Below are 25,382 nucleotides of genomic sequence, written 5' to 3'. Positions count from 1 at the left end.
TACCGTGAAGCCCTATCGCGACATGTCCGACGAAGAATGGCAAATGGTGGCGCCGCTGCTTCCCGAACTGCGTCCGCGTTCGGAACTGCGGGGGCGGCCGCTCGCGAACACCCGCGCCGTGCTCAACGGCGTGCTCTGGGTGATGTACAGCGGCGCGTCGTGGTCCACGTTGCCGCGCAAATACCCGTCGTATCAGACTTGCCATCGGCGCTTTAAGGCGTGGCACGAGTCCGGCGTGTTGCTGCGGGTCATGACCCAGTTGTTCGGGCCGGCGGGCGAATCGCTTTATGCGTTGATGACTTCGCGCATGCGCGTGCCGGCCGAGATGCCGTCCGGGACAACGGAGCTGCCGGACGTCGCGCAAGCGGACAGCCCCCTCGCGCGTCGCGCTGCGTAAGCCAGCTGCCGAAGCCCTTCAGGCAGCTCGTACGCGGCAACAGAGAGGCAAACCAGAAAGAAGCAAAGCCGGTCGGAGACGAAAGTCTTCGACCGGCTTTGTCGTTTTGTCATAAATCCGGCTCGTGCGTTATTGCTGACGCACCCACGTCTGCGAGCGCCCCAGCAGGGACACGCCGACATACCCGCGCACCACGAGCTTCTGGCCGCCGTCCTCGAGCTTCATCTTGCACTTGTACAGCTTGCCGTTCTCGGGATCGAGGATCTGGCCACCGTCCCAGGCATCGCCGTCCTGGCGCATGCCGGTAATGATCGTCATGCCCTTGACCAGTTGATCCTTCCGCTCGTCCGTACAGGCCGTGCAGCGTCGCTCCGGATGATCGAATTCGCCGATGCCGCGCACGACCTTGCCGGACAACTGACCGCTGCCGTCGTCGGCGATCTGGATGATCCCTTTGGGCTTGCCGGTCTGATCGTCGATGGTCTGCCAGGTGCCGACGGGCGTCGCCGCCTGCGCGAACACGCTCGCCGCGAGCGTGGCGCACAGCGCGCCGAGCGTCAGGTGCGCGCCGCGCAAGCCGATGGAAAGGGTCATGTTTTCTCCTTGTCGTGATGAGTGCGCCCGGAATCCATGCGCGCCGATGCCGGGCGGCTCAGCATACGAGAAACGACCGTTGCCGTCTGTGAGAAAAGGTTCTAGCCGCGCGGGCGCGGACTCAGAGGCCGCGTTTCAGTCCGGCTTCGAGGGTCGCGAAGGTGCGCTCGTCGGTGCGATCGAAATGCAGCGGCGTGACCGACACGCCGCCCGACGCGATGACCGCCGTCTCGCTGTCGGGCGAGTTCGGGCGCGGGCCGCGCTGAAAGCGCAGCCAGTGATAGTCGATGCCGCGCGGATCGACTTCCGCGACCACGTCGATGCCTTCCACGAGCCCGACGCCTTGCCGCGTGACGGTGAGCGGACCGGCGGCGGACGCATCGCAATCGGGGAAGTTGACGTTGAGGCAGGTGGGCGCGTCGTGGGAGATTTCGAGCAGCTGGCGGATCACGCCCGGCGCCAGCGCGCGCGCCGTGTCCCAGCGCACGTTTTCGCGATCGCGGAAGGTCTGCGACAGGGCGATCGACGGGAGGCCGAGCAGCAGGCCCGTCATCGCCGCGCCTACGGTGCCGGAAAACATCGTCTCGACGCCGAGATTCGCGCCGCGGTTGATGCCGGACAGCACCAGGGTGGGTGGCGCGTCCTTCATGATGTGACGCGCGCCCATCACGACGCAGTCGCCGGGCGTGCCCTGTACGCCGAAGCGCCGTTCACCCTGACGCGATACGCGCAACGGCGAATGCAGGCTGATGGAATGCGAGGTGCCGCTTTGATCGTGCTCGGGCGCGATGACCCAGACTTCGTGCGCGAGTTCGGCCGCGACTGCTTCGAGCACGGCGAGTCCGGGCGCGTCGATGCCGTCGTCGTTGGTGATGAGCACACGTTGCACGATGGGAGAAAGGGCGGACATCGCGAATGACTCCTGGGTCGAAGGTGAAAAGGATCGACCGATTATTACAGAGTTCGCGTTTGCGGGCGTCCGCCAGGCCCGCGCTTACCTGACGCCGAGTCCGCGCAGCACCGCGTTGCCGTCCTCGGTCAGACGCACCTTGGGCGTGTCGGCGTCCGGCGACACGATCTCGACATATCCGTATTCCTGCAGCGAAGCGACATCCGGCGTGGCCGCCATGACGTCGATGGGCGCGTGCATGAGCAGGAGCAGCGTGGCGATTTCGTGATGGCTCAGAAGTCTTTTTATGGCTCGCACGGGTGCGGCGGCCGGACGGCGGAAGTTCATGGAGGTAATCCTCACTTTGGCATGACGATGCTTGGCGCACCGGGCGTTCCGGCAGGTGCGCACCTTGATGTCGATGGAATCCGGGCAGGTTATCGGTCGACTCTTAGGCGAAACTTAAACCGCACGACGCGCCCTGCGGCGAGTTGTTACACCCGGTGTCACGTGTTCAGCGCACACTTCACAAGGGCTCCGATCAGAACCGGTAGTCCGGGTTTTTCGGGTCGAAAGTCAGTCCGTCGAAGGGTTTGGGTTCGATGCGCTCGAACACGACGCTTTCGAAAATGGTGCCGTCGTTGTCGTACGACTCCAGGGTCCGGAAAACCGGGCGCTCCAGATCGAGTCCGAGAACCTCCTTCTTCGCGTAGAAATCCGGCTGACCCGTCGGCGTTTCGTAGGTCAGCGCGACCACGCGCAGTCCGTCGATGGTCTTCACTTCGATATCGGCGGGCTTCGTGATTCCGGCATCGGCGAACTTGCGCCCTTCGTCGATGAAGCGTTGCGTGATCGCTTCGATGCCGAGCTCGCGGATCGAATGATTCGACTGCGCGCGGGCGAGCACGCCGTGCACCGATGCCCACATCGGCACGACCCTGAGAAAGCCGCCGAGATGGCCGTAGAGCTCCTCGGGGCGCGTGGATTCGTCATAGATGATTTCCTGGCCGGCGTGCGCGCCGTCGGGCAGCCATTTCGCGTAGATGCGCAGCGGTTCGCGCGTGACGCGCACGAGCATGTGATCGGCGCGCTTCGGCCACTTGCCCTTGATGCGCTCGCGCCGCCGCATCGTGAGTTCGTACGACGCGTAATCGCGCAGCCCGTTTTGCAGATAGCGCGGCAGCGTGCGTGGATCGAGCGCGCTGAAGAGTTCGACGAGTCGCGCGTCGTCGAGTTTCGCGAGCGCGCCGCTGGCGGCGTATTGCGCGAGCCACTGCGTCTGCTGTTCGACGCCGAGCGTGGCGATGCGCGCGATATGCGCCGCTTCGCCGTCGTCCGTTGTCTGGGCGAGCGCCGGACCACCCGCGAATGCGAGGCAGGCGCACAGCGCCGCGCAGGCAGACCGCAAGTCTGAAGCGTTGCGTCGTCGCGCACGCGGCATGAGCATCTATTCCCGAGATTGGCGTTGCAATTCGGCGTCGCGCAATTCGCGCCTGAGGACCTTGCCGATCGTCGTGAGCGGCAGCGCGTCGCGAAACTCGACGTAGGACGGCACCTTGTAGCCGGTCAGGTGTAAACGGGCGAACTTCAGCAATTCTTCCACCGAAAGCGACGCATCGCGCCGCACGACGAACGCCTTCACGCGCTCGCCGGTCACCGGATCGGGCACGCCGACGGCGGCCACCGCGCGCACTTTCGGATGCGCGGCGAGCACGTCCTCGATCTCGTTCGGATACACGTTGAAACCCGACACGATCATCATGTCCTTCTTGCGGTCGATGAGCGTGACGAAGCCGCGCGCGTCCATCACACCGACATCGCCGGTCGCAAGCCAGCCGTGCGCGTCGATGACGCCCGCCGTTTCCTCGGGACGGTTCCAGTAGCCTTTCATCACTTGCGGTCCGTGCACGCAAAGTTCGCCCGGCTCGCCGATATTCGCCCACGAACCGTCGTCGCGGCGCAGGCGCACGAGCGTGGAGGGCACCGGCAGGCCGATGGTGCCATCGAAGCTGTCGGCACCCTGGCGCTCGAGCGGCGTCGCACAGACGAGCGGCGAACATTCGGTGAGCCCGTAGCCTTCGACGAGCGCGCGTCCGGTCATCGCGCGGAAGCGCTCGGCGACGGCGCGCTGCGTGGCCATGCCGCCCGCCATCGCGAGCTTGAGCGCGGAAAAGTCCCGCCGGCGGAATTCCTCGTGGTCCATGAGCGCGCTGTAGAGCGTGTTGAGCGCGGTGATCGTCGTGAAGTTTTCGTGACGCAGCGTACGCACGAGAGCGTCGATGTCGCGTGGATTGACGATCAGCACATTGCGCGCGCCGACCGCAACCGACACCAGCGCGTTCGCGGTGAGCGAATAGATGTGGTAGAGCGGTAGCGGCGTGACAACGATCTCGCGGCCATCGACGAGCACGCCGCGCGTCCACGCGAGCGCTTGCAGCAGATTGGCGATGACATTGCGATGCGTGAGCATCGCGCCCTTCGCGACGCCGGTGGTGCCGCCCGTGTATTGAATGAGCGCGATGTCGCCATGACCGGTGCGCACCGCTTCGAACGCGCGGCGTGCGCCGAGTGCGAGCGCGTGCGGCAGGCGGACCGCGTCGGGCAGCGCGTACGCGGGCACCTGCTTTTTCACGTGCCGCAGATACAGATCGATCGCGCGGCCTTTCACGTTGAGTCCGCGCCCGAGCAGATCGCCGAGCCCCGTCACGATGACGTTGCGGATGCGCGAGCCCGGCTGCGCGTCCTGCAGCGTCTTCGCGAAGTTCTCGAACACGACGATGGTCTGCGCGCCGCTGTCCTTCAGTTGATGGCTGAGCTCGCGCACCGTATAGAGCGGGTTCACGTTGACGACGATCGCGCCCGCGATGAGCGTGCCGAACAGCGCGACGGGATAAGCGAGCGTGTTGGGCATCATCAGCGCGACGCGATCTCCGGGCTTCACGCCGATGTCCTGCAGATACGAGGCGAACGCATGCGCTTTCGCGCCGAGCGCGGCGAAGCTCAACTCGGAGCCCAGACTCACGAAGGCGACCTGATCGCGGAAGCGCGCGACGCTTTCGTCGAAGAAATGCGCGAGCGAGCGATAGCGCGCAGGGTCGATCTCGCGCGGCACATCCGGCGGATATGACGCGTACCAGATGCCGTCCGTCGCGTGCGGCGTCACAACCGCGCTCGGCGCTTGCGGTCCCGGGCTCATGCGGTGTCTCCGTCGGCGCGGCTTTGGCGCGCCTTTATTTTGTGATTGCTGCTATGTCTGCCGCCCGCCGCTCTCCAGGATCGCGACGACGCCCTGACCGCCCGCGGCGCAGATCGAGATAAGGCCGCGCATCGGGGTGCCGCCGGCCTGCGCGCCCGCCTGCGCGAGCATCTTCGCGAGCGTGCCGACGATGCGCCCGCCCGTCGCCGCGAACGGATGGCCGGTCGCGAGCGAACTGCCGTTCACGTTCAGCCGCGCGCGGTCGATCCAGCCGGGAGGTGCTTCGAGGCCCAGCGCCGTGCGGCAGTATTCGTCGTCTTCCCACGCGGCGAGCGTGCAGAGCACTTGGGCGGCGAACGCTTCGTGGATTTCGTAGAAGTCGAAGTCCTGCAGCGTGAGCCGCGCGCGCGCGAGCATGGCGGGGACGGCGTAGGCGGGGGCCATCAGCAGGCCTTCGCGCTTGTCGAAGAAATCGACGGCGGCGGTGGCCGAGTGCGTCAGATACGCGAGCACCGGCAGTCCGCGCTCGGCGGCCCATGCCTCGGACGCGAGCAGCACCGCCGACGCGCCGTCGGTGAGCGGCGTCGAGTTGCCCGCGGTGAGCGTGCCGGCGTCGCGATCGAATACGGGCGTGAGCGCCGAAAGCTGATCGAGCGAGACGTCGGGGCGCAGCGTGTTGTCGCGCGAGAGCCCTCTGTACGGTGTCATCAGATCGTTGAAAAAGCCGCGCCCGTACGCCGCCGCCAGCTTGCGATGGCTTTCCTGCGCGAGCGCGTCCTGCGCCTCGCGCGAGATCTTCCAGCGCTTGGCCATCAGTTCGCAATGCTCGCCCATCGAAAGGCCGGTGCGCGGCTCCGCGTTGCGCGGCAGCGCGGGTCTGAAGAGCATGCCCGGCCTGAGCTTGGCGAGCGCGCCCAGGCGCTGTCCCGCCGAGCGCGAGCGATGCGCCTCGAGCAGGATCTTGCGCATGCGCTCGTTCACGGCGATGGGCGCATCCGAGGCCGTGTCGACGCCGCCCGCGATGCCCGCGTCGATCTGCCCGAGCGCGATCTTGTTGGCGACCAGAATCACGGTTTCGAGCCCCGTGCCGCAGGCCTGCTGCACGTCGTAGGCGGGCGTCTCGCGGGCCAGCGTGGTCGACAGCGCGGCTTCGCGCGTCAGATTGAAATCGCGCGAATGCTTGACGACGGCGCCCGCCGCCACTTCGCCGAGCCGCATGCCGTGCAGATCGAAGCGATCGACGAGCCCCTGCAGCGCGAAGCTCAGCATGTCCTGATTCGATGCGCTCGCGTACGCCGTGTTCGAGCGCGCGAACGGAATGCGGTTGCTGCCGATGATCGCGACGCGCCGGACCTCGCTCATGGCAGCTCCCATTCGAAATGGCCGCGCAGATGCGGCCGGTCGCCCGCCAGATCGCGCACCTCGAAATCGCGCGCGGTGGGCGAGGGCGCGGCGGTCCACAGCGTCGCGTCGCCGGGCAGATAGAGCGGCGACTTGAAATCGCCGCGCGCGTGCCCGGAGGCGAGCGCCTTGACCGGATGCAGCGCCGCGAGCGTTCGCGCGAGCGTCCACATGCCGTGCGCGATCGCGCGTGGATAGCCGAACGCCTTGGCGCTCAGCATGTGCAGATGGATCGGATTGAAGTCACCCGACGCCTTCGCATAGTCGCGCCCGAGCTGCGGCGGAAGCTGCCAGCGCGCCTCGCGCGCGAGCAGCGGGACGCCTGCATCGGCAACGTCGACGATCTCGGTCGATGGCGCATGGCTCTCGCCGCGCACGCCGCGCTTCAGATAGACGCTGTCGCCGTCCCACACGGCTTCGCCGCGCCGATAGATGCGCGTATGCAGCGTGAACGCCTGCCCCTTCTGATGCGGCACGAGCGGCCCGCACTCCACTTCGACACGCAAACTCTGACCCGCCGCGAGCGGCCGCCGCAGCCGCACGCTGTTGGACAGATGCACGACGCCCAGCGCCGACCACGGAAACGACGGGTCCGTGAGCATCATCAGATGCAGCGGAAACGCGAGCACGTGGGGAAAGGTCAGCGGCACGCCGTGCTCGGGAATGAAGCCGCACACGCGCGCATAGCGGCCGATGTCTTCGGCGTCGAGCTTCACGTTGGGACGCACGAGGCGCAGCGCGGGCAACTCCGGCGCGCGTGCGCGTCTGAAGAGCGCGGGCAGCGCGCGCCCATAGAGCTTCGCGGGCGGCGGCAGGGTATCGATGACGACGGTGCGGGCGCGCGGCAGGGTCGGTGCGTGCATGCGGTCTCGTCTCCTCACGCGCCGATCAGGCTCTGGCCGCACACGCGCACGACATTGCCCGTGATGCCCGCGCTGCCCGGGCTCGCGAGCCACGCGACCGTTTCGGCGACATCGACGGGCAGGCCGCCCTGGCCCATCGAATTGAGCCGTCTGCCGGCCTCGCGCAAGCCGAAGGGCATGCGCGCGGTCATATGCGTTTCGATGAAGCCGGGCGCGACCGCATTGATCGTCACGCCGCGTGCGCGCAGCACCGGCGCCATCGCGCGCACGCGGCCGATCACACCGGCTTTGGAGGTCGCGTAATTGGTCTGCCCGCGATTGCCCGCGATGCCCGCAATCGACGACACCGCGACGATGCGCCCGCCATCGCGCAACACGTGGGCCTCGAGCAACGCTTCGTCGATGCGCTCCTGGGCCAGCAGATTGACGTCGATCACGCTGTCCCACATTTCGCCGCTCATGCGCGCGATGGTCTTGTCGCGCGTGATGCCCGCGTTGTGCACGACGATATCGATGCCGCCCGACGCCGCGAGCGCGGCCGCGATTTGCGAGGGCGCTTCCGGCGCGGCGATGTCCGCGACGAGCGCCGCATGCGCGCCCGCCGAAGGCGCCGCATCTTCGATCGCGAGCATGGTCTGGTCGAGCGCGCCGCGGACGGCTTCGACGTCGAGCCCGGTGACGATCGCGCCGTGCTCGGCCAGCACCGCCGAAATCGCGGCGCCGATGCCGCGCGCCGCGCCGGTCACGAGCGCGCGCCGCCCCGCGAGCGGCTTAGTCCAGCTTTCGGGCGAGGTGGAGGGAGCGTCGATGGTCACGACCTGTCCCGATACGTACGCCGATCGCGGCGACAGGAAGAAGCGCAGCGCGGCGTCGATATCCGCGCCTTCGGCCACGCGCAGCAGATTCGACGTGATGCCGTTGCGCGCTTCCTTGCCGAGCGAACGCGTCATGCCTTCGAGCGCGTGCTGCGCGGTCGCGGCCGCCACGCTTGCGCACGTGGCCGGCGGACGTCCGATCACGACGATGCGCCCGTTCTTCGCGAGCGAGCGCAGCGCATCGTGAAAGAAGGCGTAGAGCGAATGCAACTGGCTGCTGTGCTCGATGCCGGTTGCATCGAAGATCAGCGCCTGCACGCGATCGACCGCGTGCGCGTCGCCCGAACGCGGCTCGAAGCGTCCGCTCATCACGCCGTGGCGGGCGGCGGCGGGCAGCCAGCCGTACGCGCTTTCATGCGCGACGCCCGTCATGCCGATTGTTGCGAGCACGCCGAGGAGCGCGTCGAAGAGCGTGGGCGAAGGTCCCGCGCCGATGGCGGCCATGCCGCCGAATTCGGCCTGATCCGCGCGATGGCGGCGTAATACCTCGGGACGCGGCAAGCCGAGCGAGCGGGCGATGCTCGTGCCGAAAGGCGAATTGACGAAGTCGAGATAGCGGTCTTTCATCGATTGGCGATCGGTCGTCGGGGGCGCATGACGCGGCGTCGGCTCAGGCGATAGTCTCGGGCAACTGCCGCTCCAGCGCCGCGCTGCGCTTTTGCAATGCTTCGAGGATACCGAAGTCTGGGGAAAAATCATCGACTTTCACGGCTTCGCGCGCGTGTCCCGCCCATTCGACTAGCAGCGCAAGCTCGCTGTCATCGATGAAACCGCGCGCGGAGGCCGCCTGCGCCCACGCACCGATTTCGTCGGGACTCTGCGGCAACGCGGGCGTATCGCCGGCTTTGACGGCTTCGCGCAGACGCGCCTCCAGAGCCGCGACAGCAGGCGTGAGCGCGAGCAGTTTTTCGCCGCGCGCGATCGGATCGCCGGGATGGATGTCGAGCGCCGCAACGTGCGAGCCCGCGACGAGCCGCTCGCGCGCATCGCCGGGCGTCTGCATGAGCAGCGCGACTTCGTTGCCGAGCGCATCGGCGCTGGGTGCGTGCGGCAAACCGAGCGGAAATGCGATCACGCGCAGGAACGCCGCCGCCGCGCGGTTCGGATAGTTCGCGAGCAGGCCTTCGAAGGCCGCGCGCGCCCGATACAGCGCATCTTCCGCGCCCCAGCGCACGAGCGGAAGGTCGCTTTCCGGGCGGCCGTCGTCCTCGAAACGCTTGAGCGTCGCCGAGAGCAGATATAGCTGCGAAAGGATGTCGCCGAGACGCGCCGAGAGCCGCTCGCGCCGTTTCAGCTCGCCGCCGAGAGCGAGCATGGAGACATCGGCGAACAGTGCGAACGCGCTCGACAGGCGCGTGGCCGCGCGATAGTACGGCGCGAGCCGGGCATCGGCGCGCGCGGGCCGGGCGATCAGCGCGCCGCCGCCGCATGCGTAGACCAAGCTGCGCATCGCATTCGAAGCGAGGAAGTTCGCGTGGCCGAAGAAGGCGGCGTCGAAGGCGCGCAAATCGTGTTCGCGCGCAGCGGTCATTTCCTTGAGCACGTACGGGTGGCAGCGGATCGCGCCCTGTCCGAAGATGATCAGGCAGCGCGTGAGGATATTCGCGCCTTCGACAGTGATCGAAATCGGCATCTGCTGATACGCACGCGCCAGAAAATTCGACGGCCCCATGCAGATGCCTTTGCCCGCGACGACGTCCATGCCGTCGTTGATCAGGACCCGCGCCCGTTCCGTGATGTGGTACTTCGCGATCGCCGATATAACCGAAGGCTTTTCGCCGAGATCGACCGCCTGCGCCGAGAGGCGGCGCGCCGCGTCCATCACGTACAGATTGCCGCCCATGCGCCCGAGCGCTTCCTGAATACCCTCGAAGCGTCCGATCGAGGTGCGGAACTGTCGGCGCGCGGCGGCGTACGCGCCCGTTCCGCGCACCGCGAGTTTTGCCATGCCGACATTCGACGAAGGCAGCGAGATCGCGCGTCCGGCGGCAAGGCACTCCATCAGCATGCGCCAGCCGCGGCCGACCTGCGCGCGGCCGCCGATGACCCAGTCCATCGGGATGAAGACGTCGCGGCCCGAGTTCGGCCCGTTCTGGAACACCGCGTTGAGCGGCCAGTGACGGCGGCCGATCTGCACGCCGGGATGGCTCGTCGGAATCAGCGCGCAGGTGATGCCGGGCGCTTCGTCATCGCCCAGCAAATGGTCGGGATCGAGTGCGCGGAAGGCGAGGCCGAGCACGGTGGCGATCGGTCCGAGCGTGATGTAACGCTTGTTCCAGGTGACGCGAAAGCCGAGCGTCTCGCGACCCTCGTGCATATCGCGACAGACGATGCCGACATCGGGAATCGCGGCGGCGTCCGATCCTGCGTAGGGGCTCGTCAGCGCGAAGCAGGGAACTTCGTCGCCGCGCGCGAGGCGTGGCAGATAGTGATTCTTCTGTTCCTCGGTGCCGTAGTGAAGCAGCAGTTCGGCCGGACCGAGCGAATTGGGCACCATCACCGACACGGCCGCCGCCGACGAATGCGTCGCCAGCTTCATGACGACCTGGGAATGTGCATACGCGGAGAAGGCTTTCCCGCCGTACTGCTTCGGGATGATCATCCCCAAAAACCCCTGTTCCTTGATGTAGGCCCACGCCTGAGGCGACAGGTCTTGCCAGATCGCGGTGGTGTCCCAGTCGTTGGAGAGATCGCACAGGCGCGCGCATTCGTTATCCAGAAAGCTCTGCTCTTCGGCCGTCAGCTTTGGTGCGCCGTGCGCGAGCAGCGTATCCCAGCGTGGGCGGCCGGAAAACAGTTCGGCGTCCCACCAGACGGTGCCGGCTTCGATGGCATCACGTTCCGTCGACGACATCTCCGGCAGGATCTCGCGAAACAGCGCGAACACGCGACGGCTGATGAGTGCGCGGCGCAGCGGTTTCGTGGCGAGCACGAGCGCGGGAACGAGGAAGAGGATCGCGAGCAACGCAACGCCGATGGAGCCGGTCACGCCGACGACCGGTCCCAGCGCTACCCAGATGATGAGGCCGGCGAGCCAGGCGAGCGCGGGAGCCTGAAGGAACGACAGCGCGCCGGCGAGCGCGAGAAAAGCGACTACGTAGAGAGCGGGCATCACGGATCTCCGACGAGAGCGGCCACGAACTCGAAAATGCCAGTCTACGAGCACATGACGTGCCGATGTTCTGGATTTCTCCCTCTAATTGGGCTTTTTACGGTTGCGATACAAATCCCGTCGTGAAACGATTCGGGAATTGGGGACGTTGAACTCGGAATATCCAGTTCAAGATTAAATCATGCAAGCTAAAAATAACCTGATCTAGATTCGCGGCGTCGAATGCGACGCCGGAGTGACGCCAAAGGGTTTATCGATCCCCGCGCGGCGCGGGGATCAAAAGGGCGCTGTGGATCGTTCTTTGCCGGATCTCACCACAGCAAGTCACAAAGGGCGAGCCTCTTGTTGTGACCACCTGCCAGCGTGCACGTGGTCTGGGGAGCATAGTCGGCTTTGGAGAATCTAGATCAATTAGTTAGGCTAAATATAGGCGGCATTTCCTTGGAGGCCACGTTTCCTGATTGGGCATGTATTCAGGGATATTTGCTTTTCAAGTCATTGAGCGCGAAGGGCAAGTGTCAGTACGTATATGTGCCGCTAGACACGAGCCTTATCGAGAGCATTCGCTTGCGCAGTTCCGGTGCGAGGTTTTCGCTGTACCGTGACGGCAACGGACGCATCACTCCTGTCGCGAAATTTGTCGCCTTGTGCTGTCTGGAGCAAGGCGTGTCGATTCCCGCGATCAGCTGGCAACTCGGTGTGTCCGAGAGCGTGGTGCGATGGTTGAGGCGCAAGCGATGGCGGGTGGGCAATGCTCCGGATCGTGTCGCGCTCCGGGAACTGCTCCGGAACATCGCGTTCGAGGCCGGCGAAGGATAGTTATACAGGCAGTTTTCCTTTCGATTGACCGACGCAATTCTTAAATGGAGTGGCCCCGTCTCGCACGGGGTCAACCATGTGCGACCGCGACTCCGCCTCCCGCATCCGTTTCCTGCGCCGCGCGCGTCAGATCGATGCCCCGCCGCTCCCGGCTGAAGAAAATCAATGCCGCGATGACGACGGCGACGACCCCCGCGACGATCGCCATCGCCATGCCGTAATTGTCGCCGTGTGAAGTGGCCAGCGACGCCTGCATCGTCGCATTGACCGCGGCGAGCAGATTGCCGAGCTGGTACACGAGCCCTGGGAAAGTGGCGCGAATCTCGTCGGGCGAGATTTCGTTCAGATGTACCGGAATCACACCCCACGCGCCCTGCACCGAGATCTGCATCAGAAATGCGCCGATCGCCAGCAAGACGGGCCCGCTCGAAAACGCCCACAGATACAGGACGGGCAGTGCAATCAGCGCAGCGATGAAGATCGCCAGCCGCCGGCCGATCTTCTCCGACAGCGCCCCGAAGAACAGCCCGCCGACGATTGCGCCGATATTCAGCACGATCGTGATCCACGACACGGTATGCGGATCGAAGTGATGCTGCTCGCGCAGGAAGGTCGGATAGAGGTCCTGCGTGCCGTGCGAGAAAAAGTTGAACGCGGTCATCAGCACGATCGCGTAGAGCGAAAGCGTCCAGTTCTGCTTGAGAGTCGCGAGCAGACCCGGGCGCTTGCGCTTCTCCATCGCGCGCCAGGCGGGCGATTCGGGCACGTGGGCGCGCACGTACATCACGAGCAGCGCGGGCGCTACGCCGACGAAGAACATTCCGCGCCAGCCGACGATCGGAAACAGCACGCCGAAGACGATCGAAGCGAGCAAATAGCCGCTCGGGTAACCCGCCTGCAGAAGCCCGGAGACGAAGCCGCGCGCGTGGGGCGGTACGGTTTCCATCGTCAGTGCGGAGCCGACGCCCCATTCGCCGCCCATCGCGATGCCGAAGAGGGCGCGGAGGATCAGCAGCGTGGCGAGATTCGGCGACAGGCCAGACAGCAATTCGAGCAGCGAATAACACGCGATGTTGATCATCAGCGTGGGACGGCGGCCGAACTTGTCGGCGAGTCGCCCGAAAATGAGTGCGCCGATGGGGCGCATCGCCAGTGTGATCGTGATCGCGAACGCGACTTCCGGGATTTTCACATTGAATTCGGCGGCAATATCCTTCAATACGAAAACCATCAGGAAGAAATCGAATGCGTCGAGTGTCCAGCCCAGATAGGCGGCGATCGTCACGTTTCTTTGTTCGCGCGTCCAGCTCATTGCTCATGCTCCGTTCGGGTAACGAATGACGGATAGTGCAATGCGGATGAGCAATAAATGAACCTTGCGGCAGCCTTTCCGCGCGGGCGTTTGCGCTCGATGGATCGGAGAATTACCGCGTGGCTTCATTCTCGATTCGATACATCGGATATCGAATAGAAAATGAAAGCAGGGAGCACGAAAAGCGAAGGCGAAAAACAAAAAACCCCACGATCATGCGTGGGGTTTTTCATATGCGATGCGCTTGAAAAAAGCGTCTCGCGAAATAGGACCTTGGTGCCCAGGAGAGGACTCGAACCTCCACGGTGTTGCCACCGCTAGGACCTGAACCTAGTGCGTCTACCAATTCCGCCACCTGGGCCAAGGGGTACAGCGAGCCCGCTATTTTAGCGGGTACGGGCGCCGTGTCAATCGAAAAGTCATACAACTCGCCTCGATCAAAAACACGGTCTCCGCATAAATAGAAAAAGCCACCTGACTTTGACATCGAGGTGGCTTTTTCTTACATCTTGGTGCCCAAGAGAGGACTCGAACCTCCACGGTGTTGCCACCGCTAGGACCTGAACCTAGTGCGTCTACCAATTCCGCCACCTGGGCCAAGGGGTACAGCGAGCCCGCTATTTTAGCGGGTACGGGCGCCGTGTCAATCGAAAAGTCATACAACTCGCCTCGATCAAAAACACGGTCTCCGCATAAATAGAAAAAGCCACCTGACTTTGACATCGAGGTGGCTTTTTCTTACATCTTGGTGCCCAAGAGAGGACTCGAACCTCCACGGTGTTGCCACCGCTAGGACCTGAACCTAGTGCGTCTACCAATTCCGCCACCTGGGCAAGGGTGCGTTTTGCTGTTGTTGGCTTGTTGCGTCAGCAGCAAAGAACGCCATTATAGCGAGTGAAATACGCCTGTCAAGTGTTTCGATATAAAGCGCGTAACCGGCGTGCAGCGGGGCCGTGCTGCACGCCGCGCCGGCCTCCGCAGCCCGTGGTGCTTAAACGACGGGTGTTAGAATGACCCGCAACGAAGACCGCATTCCGGGTAGCAAAGCATCGCAAAAGTCCCGTCCAACGAGAAAAAACACGACTACGCCCTTGAGCAAATATCCGTATCCGATTCCGAGCCGCGAAGAAATTCTCGGCGTGCTGCGCACGAGCGAGACACCGCATGCCGCGAACGACATCGCCGAGGCGCTGTCGATCAAGCGCCAGGAGCGCGAAGGATTTTTCAAGCGACTGGCGGCAATGGAACGCGACGGGCAAATCCGCCTCGACAAACGCGGCCATTATCAACTCACGCATCCGTCGAATTTCGTGGCCGGGCGCGTGCAGGGACATCGCGACGGCTTCGGCTTCCTGATCCGCGACGACGGCCAGGACGATCTCTTTCTGCCCAACGGCGAAATGCAGAAGGTCATGCACAACGACCGCGTGCTTGCGCGCATCGTCGGCTATGACCGTCGCGGGCGGCCGGAAGGGCATATCGTCGAAGTCACGGAGCGCGCCAACAAGCGCATCATCGGCCGGCTCGTCAACGAGAACGGCGCGCTCATTCTCGTGCCGGAAGACAAACGCATCGGGCACGACATTCTCATCACGCAGAATCCGAAGAAGGCGAAGGTCGGCCAGGTGGTGTCGGTCGATCTGACGGATTTCCCGAGCCGGCATTCGCAGCCGCTCGGGCGCGTGGCCGAAGTGATCGGCGATATCGACGACCCTGGCATGGAGATCGAAATCGCCGTGCGCAAATACGGCGTGCCGCATGAGTTCAGCGACGCCGCGCTCGCCTCGGCCGCGAAGCTGCCCGACGAAGTGCGTCCGGTCGATATCCGTCATCGGGTGGACTTGCGCGACGTGCCGCTCGTCACCATCGACGGCGAGGACGCGCGCGACTTCGACGACGCCGTGTATTGCGAGCCGGTCGCCGTCGGACGCGGTCAGGGGTTTCGTCTGCTGGTCGCGATCGCGGACGTGTCGCACTACGTGCGCCCGAACGAGCCGCTCGATGTCGATGCGCTCGATCGCAGCACCTCGGTCTACTTCCCGCGCCGCGTGATTCCGATGCTGCCGGAGAAGCTGTCGAACGGCCTGTGCTCGCTGAATCCGCATGTGGACCGCTGCGTGCTCGTGTGCGACATGGTCATCACCGCGCGCGGCGAGATCAAGGCATATCAGTTCTATCCGGGCGTGATGCATTCGGCGGCGCGTCTCACCTATACCGAAGTCGCGGCCGTGCTGACGAACACGAAAGGACCGGAAGCGACGAAGCGCGCGGATCTGCTGCCGCAATTGCAGGATCTCTACGGCGTCTACAAGTCGCTGCACGCCGCGCGTCAGAAACGCGGCGCGATCGATTTCGACACGACCGAGACGTATATCGTCGTGAACTCGCAGGGCAAGATCGAGCAGATCGTGCCGCGTCATCGCAACGACGCGCATCGGCTGATCGAGGAGTGCATGCTGGCCGCCAACGTCTGCGCCGCGGACTTCCTGAAGCGCAACAAGCATCCGGGTCTGTATCGCGTGCACGCGGGGCCGACCGAGGAAAAGCTCGAGAACCTGCGCGCGTTCCTGCGCGGCGTCGGCCTCACGCTGACGGGTGGTGACAAACCGCACGCGAGCGATTACGCCGCGCTGATCGCGCAGATTCGCGACCGGCCCGACGCGCAAATGCTCCAGTCGATGGTGCTGCGCTCGATGCAGCAGGCCGTGTACAGCCCGGACAACATCGGTCACTTCGGCCTGGCTTACGAAGCGTATGCGCACTTCACCAGCCCGATCCGCCGTTATCCCGATCTGCTCACGCATCGCGCGATCTACGCGATCCTGCAGGGCAAGAAGTATCTGCCGGACATCGGCCATGACGTTTCGCTGAGCACGGGCCTGACCAAAGCGGCGCGCGAAATGCAGAAGGCCGACGACACCGCGCGTGGCCGGGCGCGCAACAGCGTCGCGATCTGGGAAGAGCTCGGGCTGCATTGCTCGTCCAACGAGCGTCGCGCGGATGAAGCCTCGCGCGACGTCGAAGCCTGGCTCAAGTGCTATTTCATGCGCGACAAGCTCGGCGAGGAATACGGCGGCATGGTGAACGGCGTGACCTCGTTCGGCATTTTCGTGCAGCTGGATTCGCTGTTCATCGAAGGGCTCGTGCATGTGACCGAGCTCGGCTCGGATTACTTCCAGTACGACGAGATCAAGAACGAGTTGCGCGGCGAGCGCACGGGCATTCGTTACCGCATGTCGGATCGCGTGCGCGTGCAGGTTGGACGCGTCGATCTCGATGCCCGCAAGATCGATTTCCGTCTCGTGCGCGATACGCCCGTGAAGCCGCCGGCGCCGCGTGCGTCGTCGGGGGCGGGTGAAGCGGCGGCGGGTGCGGGCGGCGTCGCGGCGGGTCCGCGCATCCGTTCGTTCAACGACGACGACGCGCCGAGCACGCGCGCCCGCGGCGGCACGAAGAAGGGCGCGGCGCTCGCGTCCGGTCCGCGCGGAGGCGGCGCTGCGAAGAAGCGCGGGGCGGCGTCGAAGTCGCCGGCGCGCAAGAAACGTTAGGGCGGCGCGCAGCACGCGTCGTCATCGAATACGCGCGGTCCGATGCCTCATGGCTCGGACCGCGTCGTGCTTTTCAAGTTTTCACCGAAGGTTCGGATCAGTCATGTCACGTCTCAAGGTTCTATACGGATTTCACGCAGTCACCGCGCGTTTGCGGGCGGATGCATCGTCGATCGAGGAGGTGCTGTACGACCCCACGCGCAAGGATCGGCGCATGCAGGACTTCCTGCGGACCGCGAAGGAAGCGGGCGTGCGGCTGATCGCGGCCGATGAATCGCGCCTGTGGGGGCTCGCGGGCAATATTCAGCATCAGGGCGTGGTGGCGCGCGCGAACGATCTGCCGCTTGCGCAGAACCTGGCCGAGTTGCTCGATGGCATTTCGGGCACGCCGTTGTTGCTGGTGCTGGACGGCGTCACCGATCCGCATAATCTGGGCGCGTGTTTGCGCGTCGCGGACGCAGCGGGCGCGCACGCGGTGATCGCGCCACGCGATCGCTCGGCGGGCCTGAATGCGACCGCTGCGAAGGTGGCGAGCGGGGCGGCGGAGAGCGTGCCGTATATCACGGTGACGAATCTGGCGCGCTCGCTGCGGGAGCTGAAGGACGCGGGCGTGTGGGTGATCGGCACGGCGGGCGAGGCGACGGCTTCGCTTTACGAGACCAAGCTGGATGGTCCGGTGGCGATCGTGGTCGGCGCCGAGGGCGAAGGGATGCGCCGGCTCACGCGCGAGACCTGCGACGAGATCATGAATATTCCGATGGCGGGATCGGTCGAGAGCTTGAATGTGTCGGTGGCGAGCGGGGTTTGTTTGTTCGAAGCGGTGAGGCAGCGGCAGGTGAAGAAGTAAGCGCAGCTCAAACGTCGTGGTATTCCACTCATGGCTTTGCTAGAAGCAATCTTCGAAAATCTGACTCCTGCTCACCGAGCCGCGTTGCAATGGTTTCATAACCGCAAGGGCCAGGTTGTTCCTTGGCCCGAACCCCTGGCGGATGGCACGTTCATTGTCAACAAAGCAAAGGGAATTCATAAACCGAAAGATATCGAATACGCCGTAAGCGTACGTCAGTCGCTTCAGAGCGCGTATGACGATCTCGAGCCGGAAATGAAGGCAGACGGGTCGTGGACCTATCAGTATTTTCAAGAGCAACTCGATCCAACAAGGCGCGACAGCCAATTTACAAATCGCGCTTTGCTGGCTTGCTGGCGGGATCGTATTCCTGTCGGGGTTATGCGCCAAGTCAAGACGAAACCAGACCCGCGTTATCTGGTTCTTGGTCTTGCGTTTGTGACGGGTTGGAAAGACGGCTATTTTCAAATTAAAGGCATCGAGGACAATGCGACTGAGATTCCTGACCCTTCCCTCGAGTTGGTTGAGTTTGCGATTGACTCTTCGGGCGCTTTCAATCCGTTCAACGTTGAAGATGCCCGAAGATGGATAGACGCATCGATCGTGCTGCGTCAGGGCCAGTCGATCTTTCGCCAGGACTTATTGAAAGCCGACGACGGCCGATGCGCTATCACTGAATGCAACGTCAGAGAGGTGCTCGAGGCTGCCCATATTTGTAGCTATCTGGGAAAAGAGACCAATCACGTTCAAAACGGAGTCTTGCTTCGCGCCGACCTGCATACCTTGTACGACCGTGACCTGATGGCGATCGAGCCCTTTTCTTACCGGGTGCGCATTTCACCTGCGCTCAAGGACAGTGACTATCATCAGATCGACGGACGCGTGCTTCGACTTCCTAACAATTTGAAAAACCATCCTAGTGATGCAGCGCTGGGTACGCGTTTCAGGCGGGTACAGGAAGCGTGGACGAAGGACGCGCAATAGTCGGATTGTCAACATGACCAGGCTCTTGAAATTGGTCGGGCTCGTTGCTTCTTCGGCAGCGCTCATGCTCGCCGCCTGCACCACCACGCAGATCGATCGCGGCAGCTACATCGCCGACACGCAATACAAAGCCAGAAACGCCGACTCCCGCGTCCGTTTCCTCGTGATGCATTACACGGAAATCGACGAAGCCCGATCCCTCGCGGTTCTGACGGGCGATGACGTCAGCGTCCATTACGTCGTCCCCGACGCGCCGCGCATCGAGCGGGGCGAGCCCGTTGTCTATCAGCTCGTGCCGGAGAACATGCGCGCGTGGCACGCCGGCGTCAGCTCATGGCAAGGCGCGACGGAGCTGAACGCCTCGTCGATCGGCATCGAGAACGTGAACCTCGGCCCGATCGGCCCGCTCAGCGACGGCAAATGGCAGCCGTATCCTCCCGCGCAAGTCGACGCGCTCATCAAGCTCTCGCGCGATATCGTCGCGCGCCACAACATTCCGCCGACACGCGTCGTCGGTCATAGCGACATCGCGCCGCAGCGCAAGATCGATCCGGGTCCGCTCTTTCCGTGGCGCGCCCTGTACGATGCCGGCGTGGGCGCATGGCCCGACGACGTCACCGTCGCCGCGCGCCTGGCCGGCCGGGACCGCAAGGCGCCGGCAGACGTGCGCGCGCTGCAGGAAAAGCTGAAGCGCTACGGCTACGACGTCGCCACCGACGGCGTGCTCGACAACAAAACCCGCCGCGTCTTCAGCGCATTCCAGATGCACTTCCGGCCGTCGGATTACGCGGGCGACGCCGACGCCGAAAGCGACGCCATCGCTCAAGCCCTGCTCGACAAATACTTCCCTCGATAAGAAAGGAGCCCACGATGGGCGATTACTTCCTCCCGCTGCGCGCACTTCACATGACCTGCGCGGGGTTGTCCATCGCCGGTTTCGTGCTGCGCTGGATCTGGATGCTGATGGACTCGCGTCTGCTGCAGGCGCGTCCGGCGAAAATCCTGCCGCACATCATCGATACGCTGTTGCTGCTGAGCGCGATCGCTCTGGTCGCGATCGTCGGCTTTTCCGCGAACGCCGCGTGGCTCAGCGCGAAAATCGCGGGCCTCGTCGTCTATATCGTGCTCGGCACGCTCGCGCTGAAGCGCGGCCGCACGAAGGGCGCGCGCGCCGTCTATGGCGTGCTGGCGATCATCGTGTTCGCGTTCATCGCGTCGGTGGCGCGCACGCACGATCCGCTGGGCTTTCTGCACGCGATTGCATGATTCCCGTGAACGCGCCGCGCGCTCCGATAAAATCTCAGTTTTCTCCGACAAGCAGCACCGCTCCCATGACTCAAGACGAACTCAAGCAACTGGTCGGCCAGGCCGCCGCCGACTACGTGAACGCGAACGTGCCCGAAGGCGCGATCATCGGTGTCGGCACCGGCTCGACCGCCAATTGCTTCATCGACGCCATCGCGAAATCCAAGGCGCGCTATCGCGGCGCGGTGTCGAGCTCGGTCGCGACCACGGCGCGTCTGGAATCGCACGGTTTCAAGATGTTCGATCTGAACGACATCGAGACGCTTTCCATTTACGTCGACGGCGCCGACGAAATCGACGCGAGCGGTGCGATGATCAAGGGCGGCGGCGGCGCGCTCACGCGCGAGAAAATCGTCGCGTCGGTGGCGGACGTGTTCGTCTGCATCGCCGACGCGAGCAAGCGCGTGCCCGTGATGGGCACGTTCCCGCTGCCCGTCGAAGTCGTGCCGATGGCGCGCACTGCGATCGGCCGCAAGCTCGCCGCGCTCGGCGGCGTGCCGGTTCTGCGCGTGACGAAGGACGGCGCGCCTTACATCACCGACAACGGCAACGAGATCATCGACATAAAGGGCCTGTCGATCACGGACCCCCGCGCGCTAGAGGCGCAGATCAACGCGTGGCCCGGCGTCGTCACGGTCGGGCTGTTCGGGGCGCGCGGTGCGAACCTCTGCCTGCTCGGCACCGAATCGGGCGTCGAACGCATCGACTACAAGTAAGACAGGCGCGAGCCAAAACAAAAGCCCGGCGATTCGCATCGCCGGGCTTTTGTTTTCGTCGGAGGACCGATCAGAACGCGTTGCGTCCGATGAATCCCTTGAACATCGTCATGGCGACGATCTTGATGTCGAACCAGAACGACCAGTTGTGGATGTAGAACAGGTCGAACTTCACACGGCTCTGCATCTTCTCGATCTTCTCGGTCGCGCCGCGGTAGCCGTTCACCTGCGCCCATCCCGTGATGCCCGGCTTGATGCGGTAGCGGAACATGTAGCCGTAGACGAGATCCTTGTAGAGATCGTCGTGCTCCAGCGCATGCGGGCGCGGGCCCACCACCGACATGTGCCCGAACAACACGTTCAGAAACTGCGGCAACTCGTCGAGGCTCGTGCGCCGCAGGAAGGCGCCCACCTTCGTCACGCGCGGATCGTTGCGCGTCGCCTGCGTCACATGCCCCGTGGTCTCCTTGTGCACTGCCATCGAGCGGAATTTATAGATGGGGAACGGCCGTCCGTCCGCGCCCTTGCGTTTCTGCGTGAAGAACACCGGACCCTTCGATGTCGTCTTCACGGCGATCGCGATCGCGATCAGCAGCGGTGAGAGCGCGAGCACGGCGGTCGCCGCGAACAGCCGGTCGAACAGCATCTTCGGCCACATCTGCAGCGCGCTGACCGGCGAAGTCGTCAGATTGATGGTGGCGAGCCCCGCGACATCCGTCATCGAATGATTGAAGAGCGAAATGCTGCGCGTGTCCGGAATCAGCCGCAGGTTCACGAAGTCGTGGCGCAGCGCATGCACGAAGCGGTAGATCGTGTGTTCCTGCGACAACGGCAGCGCGAGCCACACTTCGTTGATCTCCTCGGCACGCACTTTCTCGACGAGTTCATCGAAGTCGTTCAGCACCGGAAGCCGGTTGCCGTTGGTGCCGATCGCGGTTGTCGCCGGCACGCCGTCGAGGCCGCTCGCGTGCAGTTCCTCATCGCCGGTCGTGTCGAGCAGGCAGACCGGCGTGAAGCCTTGCTCGGGCGTGCTGCTCAGATGCGCGAGCAGCGTGCGCGCGAAGCCCTGCGCGCCGACGATCGCCACGGTGCGCTGATTGAAGCCGCGTCCGCGCACGCCCCGCAGCCCCGTATAGACGGCCAGTTTCACCGTGATGATGAGCGCGCCGGAAATCAAGGTTGAATATGCGAACCACAGACGCGACACGGCATCCATGCGATGCAGCGTGAAAGCGAGCAGGAGACCTGCGGCCACCACGGCCATCCACGCGAGCGTGACGCGCGCCAGCATCACCGGAAGCGGCTTGCCGCGCCAGGCTTCGTACACGCCGAACGCCGGGAAGAAAAGCAGCGCCAGAACCGAGTTGAAAGCAATCAGCAATTTTTCGATATCGCTGAAATCGAGCGTTGAGAAGCGCACACTATGCGCGATAAGGCCGCCCGCAATGATCAGACAGACGTCCAGAGTGCGTGCCAGCCACGCAATCATGTCGTTTTTTTTATCTTGCATCAATTGAGACCATTAAACACTGGAGGCGGAAGCAGCAGCCTCGGTTGCACGGAGACGCGGCAATAGTCGGTCGAATTCTCGCTTCACGAGGCCGTAGCACTCGCAGGCGCGGGCTTCGAGCCCTTCGCGATCGACCACCTTGATGCAGCCGCGGCTATGGTGGATAAGTCCGGCGTCGTGGAGCTTGCCAGCCGCTTCGGTCACGCCCTCGCGGCGCACACCCAGCATGTCGGCGATGAGTTGCTGGGTGACCTGCAGTTCATTCGACGCCGTACGATCGATTTCGATCAAAAGCCAGCGGCAAAGTTGCTTGTTCAGCGAGTGATGCCGGTTGCACGCCGCCGTCTGCGCGACTTGCGTGAGGAGCGCCTGCATATAGAGCAGCATCAGGCGGCGCAGGAAATCGGAGCGGCCGAATTGCTCGCGCAGGGCCTGCGCGCTCATGCGATAAGCGAAGCCGGGGCACTGCACCTGCACGCGCGTGGGCATGGTTTCACCGCCGGTCAGCACGGGCACGCCCGTCATGCCTTCGCGGCCCACCGCGGCGATCTCGACCGAGCCGCCGTCTTCCATCGTGTGCAGCAGGGAGACGATCGCGGTTGTCGGGAAATAGACGTGGTGGATGCGTTGGCCCGAGTCGCACAGCAGTTGTTCGGTGCGGAGCTGGACGAGTTCGAGATGCGGGGTGAGCGCTTGCCATTCGTGCGCCGGAAGTGCGCCGAGCAGGTGGTTGCCGTGCAAGTCGGACTGGAGGGTCAGCATGATTTGTTCTCTCTCGTAACTTCGCGCATTGCGCTTCACATTTTTATTTACTGGCGTGACCGTTCTCTGAATCGCCGCGTACCGGCACGTCGAAAACGCCTCACACCAGCCCCGTAGCAGCCCGCTCGCGCCTGAGTTGATTTTGTTGATCGCGTTCGTTCGGGTTGCGGGTTTTCTATTAGCGAGGACTGTGCCAATACGACCAACGTCAATGCTGGTGGGGCTTCTGGGCGAAAGCATTTTTCGTGGTGCAGCGCAGCGCGGCGTTTTTGTTTCAGTCTTGAACATTGCTGGTCTTAGGAATACGTGCACGCCTCGACAAGTTTCCTCAGTTCAATCCCCCCATATGTCGGTCTGACCTTTTCTGATCAACGTGTGACAGGCCTCACAGGTCGACATCCCATCGACGGGAAGCCCCCTTTCGTAGGGATAATCAAAATTGATTCATCCGTGTTCCATGCGCTGGGTGGGCCAGCGAACGCGCGTCCGCACACATTCCGCTTGATTCCCCGAAGAGCCTTGCGCTACGTGGCTCTTCGGGATATGGAGAATGTCTTCCGCGGAATGTTGCTTGTAGCGGGAACGTCGCGTCGATTCCACCTGCTGAAAAATCCGTGCGCTACACCACGCGCAATCTCGCCTTTGTCGGCGCTTGAGGAGCGAGGGCTATCTCACACGGCGCTCGCAGCCAAGCGGGCATCGCGCTGAAGATACGCATCACGCCGCCAAACGTTTGCCGGTCGTTTGTCGGATTGCCGCCGGGAACGGAGCCATTTCGTGCGACAGAAAAGGGCAGCGAAATGTTTCATCGAGGAAAATTTCATGCGGAGCGATTAATCGCGCTATTCCGGATTCAGGCGAAACGCCCCAATGACATCACGCGGTCATATGGCTCTGGATATGTATCGAGCACGTAAGCGATTGAAAAAGGCCTTGAAACGAGGCCTCGAATATGGTTTTAAATAATGCATTCTACGAATTGCATCGTGCTCCATTAAGGCGCGCGTATTAATTGCTCAACAGACGATATTCGCCAGTGGAGGAATGACACGTTCATACGCGTCCTCCAGAATGTCGAACGATGCTTCGCAGAGTTCGACGCGTTGCCGCGAGAGCGCGCGTGCGAGGCGGCATTGCATCACCATGGTTTCGCTGGCGATCTTGCGCGCGCCGATGTGAGTCTGTGCCGGAATGTCGAAGCCTTGTTCGCGCATCCATTGCAGGTAGTGTGCTAGCAGTTCGAAGTTGGCCCCGAGTTGCCGCATCATGTTGAACGCATAGAGCCGCGCGTAGGGCTCGCCGCGTGCGAGCATCGTCTCGACGTGGGCGGGAAAGGCCGCGCGCCAGCGAGCGATCGGATTGTGCATTGGTCGTCGCAGCAAATGCGCGCACAGCAGGTCCGCCGAAACCTCGGCGAGCGGCGTGCCGGACAGCGGTTCGCGCACACGCTTGACGAATTCGACGTGCGGAAAGAGCGTCTGCTGCGGCGTTACGTTGGACCGCAACACGCCGTCGTAGTCGTCACCATCGAGCAGGTGGTAACCCGTGTGATGAAAGTAGCCGAAACGCCTTGCATCAGGATCGATCACATCGATGCCGATAGTCGTCTTCGCATGCTCGCGATGATACGAATCCGCGCGCATGTCGGGCAGAAAGAACGCATCGACCTCGACGAGCACGATGTTCTCGCGCCGTGTCTGCACGAGCGCGCGTTCCTCGAGCGAGTCGAACACGGCGAGCTCCTGCACCTGCAGACCGTACAGCTTTTCGATGTCTTCGTAAGAGCATTTGCCGAGCGTGAACTGGTCGTCCTCGAAGTCCTGCGCGACCGCGAAGGCGAGCACCGCGCGCGGCTCCAGGCCGTTGCCATGCAGGAGTTCTATCCACAGATCGACGGGCGCGACGCCTTCACGCCAGATGCGCTCGCCGCGATGCAGCGCATGCGCATGATGACGGCGCGCACGCATGCGCAGAGGATCGAGTGACACGACGCGGGAACGACTCGCGCCTGAACCCGTCACACCGCTCGTATGGAACGCGCTCATGCCGTTACCTCGGGCCGGGAAGGCCGACGTCCGATACCGCGTGCGCGTCCGAGCGTGGATGCTTGTGCTTGTAGTTGTGCGTCTCTGTCGCGTTCGATGGCGGTATGCATTTTGATTTTCCCATGAAGGTGCCGTATTACGCGAGTGCTATCGACGGACGCGCGCACGCGGCGACCCGCATGACGGGCCGCCGCGCAACGTGAGTTG

At 63.7% G+C, this 25,382-nt stretch carries 20 protein-coding genes and 3 tRNA genes; 7 read left to right on the top strand and 16 right to left on the bottom strand.

The window, feature by feature from the left end; genetic code table 11:
* Positions 1–4 precede the first annotated feature (4 nt).
* A complete protein-coding gene (locus tag AWB79_RS23250) occupies positions 5–397 on the top strand; it encodes a transposase (protein WP_061169781.1) in 393 nt (130 codons plus the stop codon).
* A gap of 129 nt (positions 398–526) precedes the next feature.
* Here the strand turns inward: AWB79_RS23250 and AWB79_RS23245 are convergent, their stop codons facing one another.
* The 13 genes from AWB79_RS23245 to AWB79_RS23180 all read right to left on the bottom strand — a co-directional run bounded on the left by AWB79_RS23245 (position 527) and on the right by AWB79_RS23180 (position 14,291).
* The gene (locus AWB79_RS23245) at positions 527–991 is read right to left on the bottom strand and encodes a DUF2147 domain-containing protein (RefSeq protein ID WP_082862449.1); all 465 of its coding nucleotides are present in this window, start codon (positions 989–991) and stop codon (positions 527–529) included.
* A gap of 121 nt (positions 992–1,112) precedes the next feature.
* Positions 1,113–1,901, bottom strand: a complete 789-nt coding sequence (gene surE, locus AWB79_RS23240; protein ID WP_061169780.1) for a 5'/3'-nucleotidase SurE — start codon at positions 1,899–1,901, stop codon at positions 1,113–1,115.
* 84 nt (positions 1,902–1,985) lie between these two features.
* On the bottom strand, positions 1,986–2,228 hold the full coding sequence (locus tag AWB79_RS23235; protein WP_061169779.1) for a hypothetical protein: 243 nt from the start codon (positions 2,226–2,228) through the stop codon (positions 1,986–1,988).
* 193 nt (positions 2,229–2,421) lie between these two features.
* The gene (locus AWB79_RS23230; RefSeq protein WP_061169843.1) at positions 2,422–3,321 is read right to left on the bottom strand and encodes a DUF1571 domain-containing protein; all 900 of its coding nucleotides are present in this window, start codon (positions 3,319–3,321) and stop codon (positions 2,422–2,424) included.
* A gap of 6 nt (positions 3,322–3,327) precedes the next feature.
* Positions 3,328–5,076: an AMP-binding protein gene (locus tag AWB79_RS23225; RefSeq protein ID WP_061169778.1), complete on the bottom strand. Its 1,749-nt coding sequence runs from the start codon at positions 5,074–5,076 to the stop codon at positions 3,328–3,330.
* Between the two features lie 51 nt (positions 5,077–5,127).
* The gene (locus tag AWB79_RS23220) at positions 5,128–6,438 is read right to left on the bottom strand and encodes an acetyl-CoA C-acetyltransferase (protein WP_232470979.1); all 1,311 of its coding nucleotides are present in this window, start codon (positions 6,436–6,438) and stop codon (positions 5,128–5,130) included.
* Positions 6,435–7,340, bottom strand: coding sequence for a MaoC/PaaZ C-terminal domain-containing protein (locus tag AWB79_RS23215; protein WP_061169776.1), 906 nt, complete (start codon positions 7,338–7,340; stop codon positions 6,435–6,437). Before AWB79_RS23215 ends, AWB79_RS23220 begins: the two co-directional genes overlap by 4 nt.
* Positions 7,341–7,354: 14 nt before the next feature.
* The gene (locus AWB79_RS23210) at positions 7,355–8,782 is read right to left on the bottom strand and encodes a 3-oxoacyl-ACP reductase (protein WP_061169775.1); all 1,428 of its coding nucleotides are present in this window, start codon (positions 8,780–8,782) and stop codon (positions 7,355–7,357) included.
* A 43-nt stretch (positions 8,783–8,825) separates the two neighbouring features.
* Positions 8,826–11,327, bottom strand: a complete 2,502-nt coding sequence (locus tag AWB79_RS23205) for an acyl-CoA dehydrogenase (protein ID WP_061169774.1) — start codon at positions 11,325–11,327, stop codon at positions 8,826–8,828.
* Between the two features lie 889 nt (positions 11,328–12,216).
* The gene (locus AWB79_RS23195; protein ID WP_061169772.1) at positions 12,217–13,458 is read right to left on the bottom strand and encodes an MFS transporter; all 1,242 of its coding nucleotides are present in this window, start codon (positions 13,456–13,458) and stop codon (positions 12,217–12,219) included.
* 274 nt (positions 13,459–13,732) lie between these two features.
* Positions 13,733–13,819 (bottom strand) — tRNA-Leu (locus AWB79_RS23190).
* 149 nt (positions 13,820–13,968) lie between these two features.
* Positions 13,969–14,055: transfer RNA gene (locus AWB79_RS23185), tRNA-Leu, on the bottom strand.
* Between the two features lie 149 nt (positions 14,056–14,204).
* A tRNA-Leu gene (locus tag AWB79_RS23180) sits at positions 14,205–14,291 on the bottom strand.
* Positions 14,292–14,549: 258 nt separating this feature from the next.
* Here AWB79_RS23180 and rnr point away from each other — a divergent pair.
* From rnr to rpiA, 6 genes are all read left to right on the top strand, one after another.
* Positions 14,550–17,006: a ribonuclease R gene (gene rnr / locus AWB79_RS23175; protein WP_061169771.1), complete on the top strand. Its 2,457-nt coding sequence runs from the start codon at positions 14,550–14,552 to the stop codon at positions 17,004–17,006.
* A gap of 103 nt (positions 17,007–17,109) precedes the next feature.
* Entirely contained in the window at positions 17,110–17,853 is a 744-nt protein-coding gene (gene rlmB, locus AWB79_RS23170; RefSeq protein WP_061169770.1) for a 23S rRNA (guanosine(2251)-2'-O)-methyltransferase RlmB, read from the top strand.
* Positions 17,854–17,883: 30 nt separating this feature from the next.
* Entirely contained in the window at positions 17,884–18,837 is a 954-nt protein-coding gene (locus AWB79_RS23165; protein WP_061169769.1) for an HNH endonuclease, read from the top strand.
* 13 nt (positions 18,838–18,850) lie between these two features.
* Entirely contained in the window at positions 18,851–19,693 is an 843-nt protein-coding gene (locus AWB79_RS23160; RefSeq protein WP_061169768.1) for an N-acetylmuramoyl-L-alanine amidase, read from the top strand.
* A gap of 14 nt (positions 19,694–19,707) precedes the next feature.
* A complete protein-coding gene (locus AWB79_RS23155; RefSeq protein WP_061169767.1) occupies positions 19,708–20,103 on the top strand; it encodes a SirB2 family protein in 396 nt (131 codons plus the stop codon).
* A 65-nt stretch (positions 20,104–20,168) separates the two neighbouring features.
* The gene (gene rpiA, locus AWB79_RS23150) at positions 20,169–20,858 is read left to right on the top strand and encodes a ribose-5-phosphate isomerase RpiA (protein WP_061169766.1); all 690 of its coding nucleotides are present in this window, start codon (positions 20,169–20,171) and stop codon (positions 20,856–20,858) included.
* Between the two features lie 70 nt (positions 20,859–20,928).
* Here the strand turns inward: rpiA and AWB79_RS23145 are convergent, their stop codons facing one another.
* The 3 genes from AWB79_RS23145 to AWB79_RS23135 all read right to left on the bottom strand — a co-directional run bounded on the left by AWB79_RS23145 (position 20,929) and on the right by AWB79_RS23135 (position 25,175).
* Positions 20,929–22,347: an undecaprenyl-phosphate glucose phosphotransferase gene (locus AWB79_RS23145; protein ID WP_061169765.1), complete on the bottom strand. Its 1,419-nt coding sequence runs from the start codon at positions 22,345–22,347 to the stop codon at positions 20,929–20,931.
* A gap of 33 nt (positions 22,348–22,380) precedes the next feature.
* A complete protein-coding gene (locus AWB79_RS23140) occupies positions 22,381–23,130 on the bottom strand; it encodes a Crp/Fnr family transcriptional regulator (protein WP_061169764.1) in 750 nt (249 codons plus the stop codon).
* 1,016 nt (positions 23,131–24,146) lie between these two features.
* Positions 24,147–25,175 (bottom strand): DUF1839 family protein, encoded by a 1,029-nt coding sequence (locus AWB79_RS23135; RefSeq protein WP_061169763.1) that lies wholly within the window; start codon positions 25,173–25,175, stop codon positions 24,147–24,149.
* Positions 25,176–25,382 lie beyond the last annotated feature (207 nt).

This window comes from Caballeronia hypogeia (assembly GCF_001544875.2).
Taxonomy (GTDB): Bacteria; Pseudomonadota; Gammaproteobacteria; order Burkholderiales; family Burkholderiaceae; genus Caballeronia; species Caballeronia hypogeia.
Note: the sequence above shows the minus strand (reverse complement) of the source record. Positions and strands in the feature narration are given on the sequence as shown.